The sequence below is a fragment of the Burkholderia alba genome, assembly GCF_034721475.1.
In the GTDB taxonomy this organism is placed as follows: Bacteria; Pseudomonadota; Gammaproteobacteria; order Burkholderiales; family Burkholderiaceae; genus Burkholderia; species Burkholderia alba.
On sequence record NZ_JAWJWL010000019.1, the window covers coordinates 43058 to 56212 of the forward strand.

Here is a 13155-nt window from a genome sequence, read left to right on the forward strand (position 1 = left end):
GTCATGCTCCGAGCCCGGCGCGCGCCGCGCGCACCGTCTGCACCGCGCGCAGGATCGCCTCGCCCGTCGCCGGCGCGTTGAGCGGCGGATTGATGCGGTAGTCGCCGACCGCCGCCACCGCATCGCGCACCGCGAAGAACACCGAGAACGGCAGCAGCAGCGGCGGCTCGCCGACCGCCTTCGAGCGATGGATGCTGTCTTCCGCGTTGCGGTTGTCGAACAGATTCACGCGGAAGTCCGGCGGACAATCGTTGACGGTCGGGATCTTGTAGGTCGACGGCGCATGCGTCATCAGCTTGCCGCCCGCGTTCCACCACAGCTCCTCCGTCGTGAGCCAGCCCATCCCCTGCACGAACGCGCCCTCGACCTGGCCGATGTCGAGCGCCGGATTGAGCGACGCGCCCACGTCGTGCAGCGCGTCGGCGCGCAGCACGCGCATCTCGCCCGTCAGCGTATCGATGACGACTTCCGCCACCGCCGCGCCGTATGAGTAGTAGAAGAACGGCCGGCCCTGCAGCTTCGCTTGATCCCAATAGAGCTTCGGCGTCGCATAGAAACCGTCCGACCACAGCTGGACGCGCGCGAGATACGCTTTCGCGATCACTTCGTCGAACGGCACCGCCGTGTCGCCGACCCGCACGCTGTCGTCGGCGAAGCGCACCTCGCCGGCGCCCACGGTGCCGTTGCCGAAGCGCTCGGCCGCGAATGCCGCGAGCCGCTCGCGCAGCTGGCGCGCCGCGTCCTGCGCGGCCTTGCCGTTCAGGTCCGAGCCGGTCGACGCGGCCGTCGCCGACGTGTTCGCGACCTTGCTGGTGTCGGTCGCGGTCACGCGGATCCGCTCGAAGCGAATGCCCAGCTCGTGCGCGACCACCTGCGCGACCTTCGTATTGAGCCCCTGCCCCATCTCCGTGCCGCCGTGATTCACGAGCAGCGACCCGTCGGTATAGATATGGACCAGCGCGCCCGCCTGGTTGAAGTGCGTGACGTTGAACGCGATGCCGAACTTGACCGGCGTGATCGCGATGCCCTTCTTCAGCACCGCGTTGTTCGCGTTGAACGCGCGCACCTTCGCGCGGCGCTCGCGGTACGCGCTCGTCGCCTCCAGTTCGGCGAGCAGTTCGGGCAGCACGTTGTCCTCGACGACCTGCCCGTAGGGCGTGACGTTGCGCTCGGTCTTGCCGTACAGGTTGGTGTAGCGCACGTCGAGCGGATCGAGGCCGAGCGAGCGCGCGACGTCGTCGAGGATGTACTCGATCGCGAATGCGCCCTGCGGGCCGCCGAAGCCCCGGAACGCGGTGTTCGACTGCGTGTTGGTCTTGCCGCAATAGCCCGCGATCGCGACGTCGGACAGCCAGTATGCGTTGTCGAAATGGCAGACCGCACGCGTCATCACCGGCCCCGACAGGTCCGCGGAAAAACCGCAGCGCGACGTCATGTCGAGCGACACGCCGTCGATGCGGCCGGCCGCGTCGTAGCCGACGTCGTACCGGTAATGGAAGTCGTGCCGCTTGCCCGTGATCATCATGTCGTCGTCGCGGTCGGGGCGCAGCTTGACCGGACACAGCAGCTTCCACGCGGCCAGCGCCGCGCAGCACGCGAACAGGCCCGACTGCGATTCCTTGCCGCCGAAGCCGCCGCCCATCCGCCGGCACTCGACCAGCACGTTGTGCGACGCGACGCCCAGCACATGCGCGACCAGGTGCTGCATCTCGCTCGGATGCTGCGTCGAGCAGTAGACGTGCATGCCGTCGTCGTCCTTCGGCACCGCGTACGCGATCTGGCCTTCGAGATAGAACTGCTCCTGGCCGCCGAGCGTCATCTCGCCCGCGTCGCGATGCGCGGCCTGCGCGAGCTTCGCGGCCGCGTCGCCGCGCGCGAGCTTCAGCGGCGCAATCACGTACGACTCGGCGGCGCGCGCCTGCTGCGGCGTGAGGATCGCGGGCAGCTCGTCGTACTCGATCCGCGCGCGGCGCGCGGCGAGCCGCGCGGCTTCGTGCGACGTCGCGACCACGATGAAAACAGGCTGGCCGACGAACTGCACGATGCCCTGCGCGAGCACCGGATCGTCGTGGACGATCGGACCGCAATCGTTCACGCCCGGAATGTCGTCGGCGGTAAACACCGCGACGACACCCGGCGTCGCGCGCACCGCGTCGAAATCCATCGACACGATCCTCGCGTGCGCCTTCGCGCTGAGGCCGAGCGCCGCGTGCAGCGTGCCGGCGACGATCGGGATGTCGTCGGTGTAGGTCGCGCGGCCGCTCACGTGCAGATGCGCGGACTCGTGCGGACGCGACACGTGGACCTGGGTGAATGCGTCGGCGTTCCGCAGATCCTGCAGGAAGGGTTCGGCTTGCTGATTCATGTTCTCAAGACTCTCTCGGTGCCGGCTCGATCAGGTCGCCGCCGATTCGGCGGCGACATTGCGCACGTTCAGCGCCTCGGGCGGCAGCGGATCCTGCGAACGCGTTTCGAGCCAGAAGCGGTACAGCAGGTTCTTCGCGGCGTCGAGCCGGTAGGCGTCGGTCGCGCGCATGTCGGACAGCGGCGCGTAGTCGTTGCCGAGCGCCTGCATCGCCGCCTGCGCGCTGGCCTCGTGCCAGACCGCGTCCCGCAGCACCGCTTCCGCGTGCGCGGCGCGCTTCGGCGTCGCCGCCATCCCGCCGAACGCGATGCGCGGCTCGCGCAGCATGTCGCCGTCGGCGATGAACGCGAACGCCGCGCAAACCGCGGAGATGTCCGAGTCGAAACGCTTCGACAGCTTGTAGGTGCGGAATTGCAGGTTCGCGCGCGCGCCGGTGCGCGTCGGCACCTTCAGCCCCGCGACGATCTCGTTCGGCGCCATGTCCTTCTTCTGGTACGCCAGATATAGATCCTCCAGCGCCAGTTCGCGCGTCGTCTCGGCGCCGCGCAGCAGCACCCGCGCGCCGAGCGCGATCAGGCCCGGCATCGAATCGCCGATCGGCGAACCGTTCGCGATGTTGCCGCCGAGCGTGCCCGCGTTGCGGATCGGCAGCGACGCAAAGCGTTTCCACATCTCGGTCAGCTCCGGATAGTGCGGCGCCAGCGCCGCGTAGGCGGCCTCGACCGTCACCCCCGCGCCGATCTCGATCCAGTCCGCGCCGGCCGAGATCCGGCGCAGCTCGCCGATCTGGCCGACGTAGACGAGGTCGCCCAGTTCGCGCATCTGCTTGGTCACCCACAGGCCGATGTCGGTGCTGCCGGCGAGGATCCGCGCGTCCGGCCTCGCGGCCTTCAGCCGCGCGAGCGCGTCGAGCGTGCGCGGCGCGTCGAACGCCTGGCCCGCGTGCGCGTAGTGGAAGGTGTCGTCGCGCCGCAGCGACGCGAGCGTGCGCGCGAGCGCCTCGGTATCGACGGGCGCCTTCGGGGCGGGAGCATCGAACATCCGCACCGCCGCATCGACGATCGGCCGGTAGCCGGTGCAGCGGCACAGGTTGCCGGTCAGCGCATCGGCGATCTCGGCGCGCGACGGCGTGCTGCGCGGCGCGCATGGACTTGCGTTCGCGTTCGCGCAGCGTTCGTGACCGTGCTTCTCGTACAGCGCCCACATCGACATCACGAAGCCCGGCGTGCAGAAGCCGCATTGCGAACCGTGGCATTCGACCATCGCATCCTGCACCGGATGCAGCGAACCGTCCGGCTGACGCAGATCCTCGACCGTGAACAGCGCGCGGCCGTCGAGCGTCGGCAGGAACTGGATGCACGCGTTGACCGCCTTGAAATCGACGCCGCCCACGGCGTTCAGCTCGCCGACCACGACGGTGCACGCGCCGCAGTCGCCTTCGGCGCAGCCTTCCTTGGTGCCGGTGCAATGCGCGTCCTCGCGCAGATACTGGAGCACCGTGCGGGTGACGTTCGCGTCGCTGACTTCGCGAATCGCATGACGGTGATAGAAGCGGATCGGCTGACTCATCTGTCGTCGTTCTCGGAGATAGGCGGGGAGGCCGGGTACGGCGGCGGCGCGCAGCGGCCCCGGACCGGCGTTCTACTGATGATTCGCACGCTATCACCGTCAAATTTCGGATCCCATAGCGGGCGACACATGCGGGTCATATTGCTGAGGCGATATGGGCATCGCGCCCCAGGTTAACTAAGCGGTACCTGCATGAAAACCGGTTCCATGTGAGAATTCGAGCTTCGTATACGTACCTGCCGCCCCTTCGATCTGTCCCCCATGTCCTCCGATTCCGCCCCTACTTCCAGCAGCGCGTACGCCACGACGCTGCAAATCGTCTCCGTCGTCTCGTTCACCTTCATCTGCTACCTCACCATCGGCCTGCCGCTCGCGGTGCTGCCGGGTTTCGTGCATGACGAACTCGGCTTCAGCGCCATCGTCGCGGGCGCGGCGATCAGCGTGCAGTACTTCGCGACGCTCGCGTCGCGGCCGCTCGCCGGCCGCTTCGCCGATACGCTCGGTCCGAAACGGACGGTGCTGCGCGGCTTGGTGGGCTGCGGCATCAGCGGCGTGTTCCTGCTGGTCGCGCTGCTGCTCGCGCGCTGGCCGGCCGCGAGCATCGCGCTGCTGGTCACGAGCCGCCTCGTGCTCGGCGTCGGCGAGAGCCTGGTCGGCACGGGCGCGATCCTGTGGGGCATCGGGCGAGTCGGCATCGCGAACAATGCGCGCGTGATCTCGTGGAACGGCATCGCGACCTATGGCGCGCTCGCGCTCGGCGCGCCGCTCGGCGTGGCGATCGCGCATGCGCTGAACCCCGCGCTGATCGGCGTGCTGGCGATCGCGCTTGCCGCCGCGGGCTTCTATCTCGCCCGCCTGATCGCGTCCGTGCCGGTCGTGCACGGCGAACGGATGTCGTATGCAAGCGTGTTCACCCGCGTGCTGCCGCACGGCCTGGGTCTCGCGCTCGGCTCGGCCGGGTTCGGCTCGATCGCGACCTTCATCGCGCTCTACTACGCGGCGCGACACTGGCCGAACGCCGCGCTGTCGCTGACCGTGTTCGGCACGCTGTTCATCGGCGCGCGCCTGCTGTTCGCGAATACGATCAAGACCTACGGCGGCTTCCGCGTCGCGATCGTGTCGTTCGCGTTCGAGTGCGCGGGCCTGCTTCTGCTGTGGCTCGCGCCCGTCCCGCACGTCGCGCTGATCGGCGCGGCGCTGACCGGGTTCGGCTTCGCGCTGATCTTCCCCGCGCTCGGCGTCGAGGCGGTCGCGCTGGTGCCGCCGGCGAGCCGCGGCGCCGCGCTGTCCGCCTATTCGGTATTCCTGGATCTGTCGCTCGGCATCACCGGACCGCTCGCCGGCTACGTGGCCGGCGCGTTCGGCTATCCGCAGGTGTTCCTGTTCGCGGCGGTGGCCGCGGCGTCGGGCGTCGCGCTGTCCGCGCTGCTGTATCGGCGGCAGACGCGCTTGAGCGGCAGCGGCGCGACGGCGTAAGCCGCCCGCCGGACGCCGCTCCGCGCGGCGTCGTCGCGCCGTCGGCGCTGCCGTTCGACGCCGGACGCGCCCGAGCGATCGGGGAGGCTGCCCTCCGGCGCCATGCCTCGCCGCCCCATCCGCCCGGCAGGCATCGCCCGGACCCCCCCGCCGCCGGATGCGCGCCTAGCCCCGCCCGGACAGTGCCTGTTCGAGAGCGGCAACCCCGGCGGGCAGGTCCACCGGCACCCTGAGCTCGACCATCGTGCGGCCGAACGCGTGCAGCGTGCGGAACAGGTTGTGTTCGCGGCACTGCTCGCCCATCTGGCCGATCCGCACGATCGGCAGACCGAACGAGCCCGAGATCTCGACCTGATACTGCTTCGAGATGTGCCCGCAGATGAGCCCCGGCGTCAGCCCCGCGGGCACCTCGATACCGACCACCGAATTCAGCCGGCACGCTTCGGGCGCGTACAACTCGAGCCCCATCGCGGCAATGCCGGCCTGCAGCGCCATCGAGCAGCGCTGATGGCGCGCATAGCGGCTCTCGAGCGTTTCCGCGCACACGAGCCTCAGCGCCTCGTGCAGCGCGAGCACGCCCGACACCGGCGCCGTGTAGTGGTAGCCGGCGTTGTGCCAGAAGTTCTCGGCCAGGGCCATATCGAGGCACCAGTGCGCATTCGGCTCCGGGCGGCTCTTCATCCGCTCCCAGGCGGCATCCGAGAACGCGATCAGCGACACGCCCGGGATCGACGACAGGCCCTTCTGCCCGCCCGTGATCACCGCGTCGATGCCCCACGCATCCATCTCGAGCGGCATCGTCGACAACGTGCACACGGCGTCGACCACGACCAGCGCGCCCGCCGCCTTCGCCAGCGCGGCGATCTCCTTCAGATGGCGATTCCATACGGTGTTCGACGTCTCGCCGTGCACGATCGTGACGATCTCGGGGCGGGTGCGCGCGATCTCGGCCGCGATCTGGTCGAGACCGGCGACCGCGCGATCCGGCACATCGAGCAGCGCGACTTCCGCGCCGACGCGCGTCGCCATCTCGGCCATCCGCGCGCTGAAGAAGCCGTTCTTGATCGACAGCACCCGGGTGCCGCGCCAGGCGAGGTTCGAAATCGCCATTTCCATCGCCGCCGAGCCGGGGCCGGCCACGCCCAGCACCCATTTCGTGCGGGTCTGGAACACGTAGCGGCCCATTTCCTTCACCTGCTCGATGACCTTCGACATCGTCGCGCCCAGGTGGTTGATCACGATCGTGTTGGCCTTCGCGACCGCGGCGGGAATCGGCACGGGGCCGGCCCCCATCATCAGCAGCGGTTCTTCGGGCAGGATCGCATCGAGCGAGACGACAACGGGACAGGGAATCGGCGAGTAATCGGTGGACATGGATCGGAAACGAAGCAGGTTGGACGGGCCGGAAACACGACGGCGAAGGGATCGATCATTCCCCGAACGGTCACGATGCGCAAGCCCTTCGGACAACCGGAACGCCCCGCCGGCGCGCGTTCGCGGGCCGGGCCGGCGCTCGCCGCCGTCGCCGGGCTTGCCGGCCGCTCCCGATAAGCGCGTGGATCCGGTTTCACATCCGCGTCGATCTCCGCACGCCCCAATTCGCCCGGCTCCGCCCATTTCGCCGAAACGGTTCCAGACCGGAAAGCGCTCGGCCGGGATTCACGAGACTCAAACAAATAATTCATCCCGATGACAAATATCAAGCGTTCGATGCACTGCAACAAATCACGAACGTGCGTGCGAAATCCATCGCGACGCCAATCGACCGTCCATAAAAATTTGGCCGACGCGCTCAATCAAATGCATATGCAAATATAGAGAAATAATAAAAACGATCTCAAAATCAATGATCTACACCCGCCGGCGACAGGTCCGAAGAAATTAGTACGCGACCCGCACTATCAAATTATTCTAAATTTCCCCTGTTATCCGATCAAATTCGCCTTGTCGTCGATCGGTCGTGAAAACACGCTATTTCATTCTGCTTTCACCTTATTTCATGCGCAGCGGATGAATTATTCTATTGACTAAGCCGGCTGCCTCATTGAACAATTTGCCCAGTAATCGATATTTTGATATTAAGGTATGTCCGCGGCTGATCCGACAGCAGCGGGCATGTCTTAGAGGTAGAGGTAGAAGTAAAAACACAACATAAATCATTCAAACGGGCCGAAACAAACCTATGAACCAAATTCAAACCATGCGTGTTTTCGTGTGCGTCGCCGAACTGCAAAGCTTCCGGCGGGCCGCGCGCAAGCTGGGCGTGTCCAACGCGCTCGTCACCCGCTCGATCGCGATGCTCGAGGCGCACCTGAACACGCGCCTCATCCATCGAACGACGCGCAATCTGGCGCTGACCGAGGCCGGAACCCGCTACCTCGACGGCTGCCGGGCGCTACTGGAGGAATTCGATCATCTCGAAGCCTCGGTCGCGCATGCGGTGCGCGAACCGGTCGGCACGCTGCGCGTGGTGATCTCCGGGTCGCTATGTCCCGTCAAGATCACGCCGCTCGTCGACAGCTTCCGCCGCCAGTATCCGAAGGTGTTCGTGCAGCTGACGATCGCCGAAGGGCCGGTCGACGTGCTCGACGCGGGCTACGACGTGGGCATCGTCACCGGCAGCCGGCTCGACGGCAACCCCGCGCTGATCGGCCACGCCCTCGCGCCGAACACGCTCGCGCTCTGCGCGTCGCGCGATTACGTGGAACGGCACGGCGAGCCGCACCGCCCCGACGACCTGGCCCGTCACGCGTTCATCTCGCTGGCCGCCGACCAGCACCGGACCACTTGGCGTCTGGTCGATCCCGAGCACTTCACGCATCTCGTCACGCTGCACCCGACCTATGCGGTCAACAGCACGTGGATGGTGCGTGCCGCCGCGCTGGCGGGCACCGGTATCGCGATGCTGCCGGAGAGCTTCGTCGCCGATGCGCTGGAAAGCGGTGAACTCGTGCGCATCCTCGGCGAATACCGGATCGACGATCCCGAGACGCAACTGTCGATCGTCTACCCGAACCGCCAGTTCCTGCCCGCGCGCACCCGCAGCTTCGTCGAGCACGCGCTGTACCACTTCGGCGGCCAGAAGCTCGAATCGAACGGCCACTTCGCGTTCATGCGCGAATCCGGCGCGGTGGAGCGTCCGGACATCGTCACCGGGCTGCAGTAAGCCCCGCGCGCCGACAGCAGGCCAGCCGTGCGCGTGATCCTGTTCAGCAGCCGACAGTACGACGACGATGCGTTCACCGCGGCGAATCGATCGTTCGGCTACCGGCTGCATTTCCAGCCGTCGCATCTCGACGCGGAAACCGCGATCCTCGCGCACGGCTACGACGTCGTGTGTCCGTTCGTCAACGACACGGTCGACAAGGGCGTGCTCGAACGTCTCGCCGACGGCGGCACCCGGCTGATCGCGCTGCGCTCGGCGGGCTTCAACCACGTCGATCTCGCGGCGGCCGAGCGTCTCGGGCTCGCCGTCGTGCGCGTCCCCGCGTACTCGCCGCACGCGGTGGCCGAACACGCGGTCGCGCTGATCCTCGCGCTCAACCGGCGTCTGCCGCGCGCCGTCGCCCGCACCCGCGAAGGCGACTTCTCGCTGAACGGCCTGCTCGGCTTCGACCTGCACGGCAAGACGGTCGGCGTGATCGGCACCGGCATCATCGGCAGCGTGTTCGCGCGGATCATGACGGGCTTCGGCATGCGGGTGCTCGCCCATTCGCCGCCGCCGCACGACGATACGCTGATCGCCCTCGGCGCCCGCTACGTGCCGCTCGACGCGCTGCTCGCGGACGCGGACATCGTCAGCCTGCACTGCCCGCTGCTGCCCGCGACCCACCACCTGATCAACGAGCGGACGCTCGCGCGAATGAAGCGCGGCGCGATGCTGATCAATACCGGACGCGGCGGCCTCGTGGACACCCACGCGCTGATCGGCGCATTGAAAAGCGGCCAGCTCGGCCACCTCGGGCTCGACGTCTACGAGGAGGAGAGCGGGCTGTTCTTCGAAGATCACTCCGACCATCCGCTGCAGGACGACGTCCTCGCGCGGCTGCTCACGTTCCCGAACGTGATCGTCACGTCCCATCAGGCGTTCTTCACGCGCGAGGCGCTCGCCGAAATCGCGCAGACCACCCTCGCCAACATCCGCGCGTGGCACGACGGCGCGCCGTGCAACCGGGTCGAAGCCGGCCGGCCCTGAGCCGGACCCGATCCGCGGCGCGGCGCACAGGTCTGCTATCGTGGCGGACTTCCAGGCTCCCTTTCTCCCGCGCGTCACCGCGGGCCGATCCATGCGTTTCGACGATCCCGCGATCGCCGCCGTCTACCGGGCGATCTTCGAGCGGCGCGATATGCGCCATTTCACCTCCGACCCGGTCGATCCCGCGCTGCTGGAGCGGCTGCTGCGCGCCGCGCATCACGCGCCGAGCGTCGGCTTCATGCAGCCGTGGCGCTTCATCCGGGTGACCGATCCGGCGCTTCGGGCGCGGATCCACGCGCTGGTCGACGCCGAGCGGCGCGCCACCGCCGACGCACTCGGCGAACGACGCGACACGTTCATGCAGCTCAAGGTCGAAGGGGTACGCGAATGCGGCGAACTGCTGGTCGTGGCGCTGACCGACCAGCGCGAGCGGCATGTCTTCGGCCGCCGCACGCTGCCGGAAATGGATCTCGCGTCCGCCGCATGCGCGATCCAGAACATGTGGCTCGCCGCCCGCGCCGAAGGGCTCGGGATGGGTTGGGTGTCGCTGTTCGACGTCGACGCGCTGCGCACGCTGTTCGCGATGCCCGCCGACGCGCTGCCGATCGCCGTGCTGTGCCTCGGCCACGTCGACGCGTTCTACGCAAAGCCGATGCTCGAAGAGGAACGCTGGGCGGCCCGGATGCCGCTCGAGGCCTGCGTATTCGAAAACGGCTGGGATCTCGCGCCGGCGCCCGCGGGGTCCATCCCGCCCGATGCGCTCTAGGGCTTTCCGGCGCGTCGCGCGTCGGTGCCGGCGCGGCCCTGAGCGGCCAGGATTCGGAAAACCCCGCCAAGGTCTACACCGGTCGCACCCGCTGCAGCCCGGCGCCGCTCGACACGCCGCTCGTCACAATCCGCGTCGCCCCCGCCGGACCGGCCCCAGGGTCGCTTACCCTCCTCGCGCATCCGCATCGCCCGACGCCACGCCGGGCCGCGCGGTGCCACATGCCTGGGCCGGCCTCATCCGGCCCGACCTCTCGAGCGACTCAAACTCCTCCACCGACCGGCCACTCGGCACGGCCCAGGACAATTCAGCCCCATCGCGCGCCCTTGCCGACACCCCGCCGCCCCGCGTCGTCGCCTGCCCGCAACATCTGATTTGGCCCTAAACATAAGGGTTTCCACTTGGGTAGAATCGCGGGTGTTCCCCCGCCGTTCGCCTGTCCGCCGCATCCCGTGGCCGATGGCGCGCGGCTCTGCCGAAAGCTCCCGCGATGCCTCTGCCTCTTTTCGCCCTTGCCGTTGCCGCCTTTGGTATCGGTACCACCGAATTCGTCATCATGGGATTGCTGCCTGACGTCGCGCGCGACCTCGGCGTGTCGATTCCGGCCGCCGGGATGCTGGTATCCGGTTACGCGCTGGGCGTAACGATCGGCGCGCCGATCCTCGCGATCGTCACCGCGAAGATGCCGCGCAAGCAGGCGCTGATGGGGCTGATCGGACTCTTCATCGCCGGCAACCTGCTGTGCGCGATCGCGCCCGGCTATACCGTGCTGATGGCCGCGCGCGTCGTCACCGCGTTCTGCCACGGCGCATTCTTCGGCATCGGCTCGGTGGTCGCGAGCAGCCTCGTCGCGCCGAACCGCCGCGCGCAGGCGATCGCGCTGATGTTCACCGGCCTCACGCTCGCCAACGTGCTCGGCGTGCCGCTCGGCACCGCGCTCGGCCAGGCGTTCGGCTGGCGCGCGACGTTCTGGGCGGTGACGGGCATCGGCATCGCCGCCGCGCTCGCGCTCGCGGCCTGTCTGCCGAAACACCTGGAGATGCCGACCACCAGCATCACGCGCGAATTCAGCGTGCTGAAGAACCCGCAGGTGCTGATGGTGCTCGGCATCAGCGTGCTCGCATCGGCCAGCCTGTTCACCGTGTTCACCTACATCACGCCGATCCTCGAGGACGTGACGGGCTTCAACCCGCACCAGGTTACGCTCGTGCTGCTGCTGTTCGGTCTCGGACTGACGGTGGGCGGGACGGCGGGCGGCAAGCTCGCCGACTGGCGCCGGATGCCGTCGCTGATCGCGACACTCGCGCTGATCGGCGTCGTGCTCGCGCTGTTCTCCGCGACGATGCACATGCCGTTCCCGGCGCTCGCGACCATCTTCGTCTGGGGCGTGCTCGCGTTCGCGATCGTGCCGCCGCTGCAGATCCTGATCGTCGATCGCGCGAGCCACGCGCCGAACCTGGCGTCGACGCTGAACCAGGGTGCGTTCAATCTCGGCAATGCGACGGGCGCGTGGATGGGCGGCATGGCGATCGGCGCGGGCATCCCGCTCACCCAGCTGCCCTGGGTCGGCGTCGTGATGGCCGCGGCCGCGCTGGCGCTCACGCTGTGGTCGGCGTCGCTCGAACGGCGCCCGCTCTCCGGACCGACCGTCGGCGCGTGACGCGCGGCCGCAGCAGCGGCCTGCGGGAAGCGATGACGGGCGAGCGGGCACCCGTCCGTTCGTTCGCGGCCCCGGCTCGGGCCGCTCGAAACGCCTTCACGCAGGTCAGGCCGCTTGCGCAGCCCGTCGCAAAGGCAAGCACTCTCCCTGCATCGTTACGCGCCGCTCGTCGGCCCGCACGTCGCCCGATCCTTCCCCCGCTTTCTCGCGAACCCGCTACCGGTGCATCGTCCCTGGCGCGACGCGGCGACACCTCCCCGTGCGGGCCGCCCGTCACGCTTGTCGTTGCGCTTGTCGTTGCGCTTGTCGTTGCGCTTGTCGTTGCGCTTGTCGTTGCGCTTGTCGTTGCGCTTGTCGTTGCGCTTGTCGTTGCGCTTGTCGTTGCGCTTGTCGTTGCGCTTGTCGTTGCGCTTGTCGTTGCGCTTGTCGTTGCGCTTGTCGTTGCGCTTGTCGTTGCGCTTGTCGTTGCGCTTGTCGTTGCGCTTGTCGTTGCGCTTGTCGTTGCGCTTGTCGTTGCGCTTGTCGTTGCGCTTGTCGTTGCGCTTGTCGTTGCGCTTGTCGTTGCGCTTGTCGTTGCGCTTGTCGTTGCGCTTGTCGTTGCGCTTGTCGTTGCGCTTGTCGTTGCGCTTGTCGTTGCGCTTGTCGTTGCGCTTGTCGTTGCGCTTGTCGTTGCGCTTGTCGTTGCGCTTGTCGTTGCGCTTGTCGTTGCGCTTGTCGTTGCGCTTGTCGTTGCGCTTGTCGTTGCGCTTGTCGTTGCGCTTGTCGTTGCGCTTGTCGTTGCGCTTGTCGTTGCGCTTGTCGTTGCGCTTGTCGTTGCGCTTGTCGTTGCGCTTGTCGTTGCGCTTGTCGTTGCGCTTGTCGTTGCGCTTGTCGTTGCGCTTGTCGTTGCGCTTGTCGTTGCGCTTGTCGTTGCGCTTGTCGTTGCGCTTGTCGTTGCGCTTGTCGTTGCGCTTGTCGTTGCGCTTGTCGTTGCGCTTGTCGTTGCGCTTGTCGTTGCGCTTGTCGTTGCGCTTGTCGTTGCGCTTGTCGTTGCGCTTGTCGTTGCGCTTGTCGTTGCGCTTGTCGTTGCGCTTGTCGTTGCGCTTGTCGTTGCGCACCGCTCGTTCGCGCGCAACCCGCCCGAC

The 13155-nt window shown here is 67.7% G+C and carries 9 protein-coding genes; 5 read left to right on the top strand and 4 right to left on the bottom strand.

Annotation, left to right across the window (positions count from 1 at the left end; translation table 11 throughout):
* Position 1 precedes the first annotated feature (1 nt).
* Together xdhB and xdhA are read right to left on the bottom strand one after the other, a co-directional pair.
* Positions 2-2365, bottom strand: coding sequence for a xanthine dehydrogenase molybdopterin binding subunit (xdhB, locus tag RZR99_RS21295; protein WP_323121758.1), 2364 nt, complete (start codon positions 2363-2365; stop codon positions 2-4).
* 30 nt (positions 2366-2395) lie between these two features.
* Positions 2396-3934: a xanthine dehydrogenase small subunit gene (gene xdhA, locus RZR99_RS21300; RefSeq protein ID WP_323121759.1), complete on the bottom strand. Its 1539-nt coding sequence runs from the start codon at positions 3932-3934 to the stop codon at positions 2396-2398.
* Positions 3935-4195: 261 nt separating this feature from the next.
* On the opposite strand from xdhA, the gene RZR99_RS21305 reads away from it, so the two are divergent.
* A complete protein-coding gene (locus RZR99_RS21305) occupies positions 4196-5410 on the top strand; it encodes an MFS transporter (protein ID WP_323121760.1) in 1215 nt (404 codons plus the stop codon).
* A 165-nt stretch (positions 5411-5575) separates the two neighbouring features.
* Here RZR99_RS21305 and RZR99_RS21310 read toward each other — a convergent pair whose 3' ends face one another.
* The gene (locus tag RZR99_RS21310) at positions 5576-6784 is read right to left on the bottom strand and encodes a pyridoxal-phosphate-dependent aminotransferase family protein (protein ID WP_323121761.1); all 1209 of its coding nucleotides are present in this window, start codon (positions 6782-6784) and stop codon (positions 5576-5578) included.
* Positions 6785-7592: 808 nt separating this feature from the next.
* Between RZR99_RS21310 and RZR99_RS21315 the strand changes: the two genes are divergently transcribed.
* The 4 genes from RZR99_RS21315 to RZR99_RS21330 all read left to right on the top strand — a co-directional run bounded on the left by RZR99_RS21315 (position 7593) and on the right by RZR99_RS21330 (position 12031).
* Complete coding sequence (locus RZR99_RS21315; protein ID WP_323121762.1) at positions 7593-8576, top strand: LysR family transcriptional regulator; 984 nt, start codon at positions 7593-7595, stop codon at positions 8574-8576.
* A gap of 27 nt (positions 8577-8603) precedes the next feature.
* Positions 8604-9605 carry a 2-hydroxyacid dehydrogenase gene (locus RZR99_RS21320; RefSeq protein WP_323121763.1) on the top strand — a complete coding sequence of 334 codons (1002 nt, stop codon included), beginning with the start codon at positions 8604-8606 and terminating at the stop codon, positions 9603-9605.
* A gap of 91 nt (positions 9606-9696) precedes the next feature.
* Positions 9697-10371 (top strand): 5,6-dimethylbenzimidazole synthase, encoded by a 675-nt coding sequence (bluB, locus tag RZR99_RS21325; RefSeq protein ID WP_323121764.1) that lies wholly within the window; start codon positions 9697-9699, stop codon positions 10369-10371.
* Between the two features lie 490 nt (positions 10372-10861).
* Complete coding sequence (locus tag RZR99_RS21330; protein WP_323121765.1) at positions 10862-12031, top strand: MFS transporter; 1170 nt, start codon at positions 10862-10864, stop codon at positions 12029-12031.
* Positions 12032-12186: 155 nt separating this feature from the next.
* On the opposite strand, the gene RZR99_RS21335 is transcribed toward RZR99_RS21330, so the two are convergent.
* Positions 12187-13128 carry a hypothetical protein gene (locus RZR99_RS21335; RefSeq protein WP_323121766.1) on the bottom strand — a complete coding sequence of 314 codons (942 nt, stop codon included), beginning with the start codon at positions 13126-13128 and terminating at the stop codon, positions 12187-12189.
* Between the last annotated feature and the right edge of the window lie 27 nt (positions 13129-13155).

What these genes read in the sequence shown, in the direction of transcription:
- xdhA (WP_323121759.1), bottom strand. Translation starts at nt 3,934, where the DNA reads ATGAGTCAGCCGATCCGCTTCTATCACCGTCATGCGATTCGCGAAGTC.
- RZR99_RS21330 (WP_323121765.1), top strand. Translation starts at nt 10,862, where the DNA reads ATGCCTCTGCCTCTTTTCGCCCTTGCCGTTGCCGCCTTTGGTATCGGT.
- xdhB (WP_323121758.1), bottom strand. Translation starts at nt 2,365, where the DNA reads ATGAATCAGCAAGCCGAACCCTTCCTGCAGGATCTGCGGAACGCCGAC.
- RZR99_RS21315 (WP_323121762.1), top strand. Translation starts at nt 7,593, where the DNA reads ATGAACCAAATTCAAACCATGCGTGTTTTCGTGTGCGTCGCCGAACTG.
- RZR99_RS21305 (WP_323121760.1), top strand. Translation starts at nt 4,196, where the DNA reads ATGTCCTCCGATTCCGCCCCTACTTCCAGCAGCGCGTACGCCACGACG.
- bluB (WP_323121764.1), top strand. Translation starts at nt 9,697, where the DNA reads ATGCGTTTCGACGATCCCGCGATCGCCGCCGTCTACCGGGCGATCTTC.
- RZR99_RS21310 (WP_323121761.1), bottom strand. Translation starts at nt 6,784, where the DNA reads ATGTCCACCGATTACTCGCCGATTCCCTGTCCCGTTGTCGTCTCGCTC.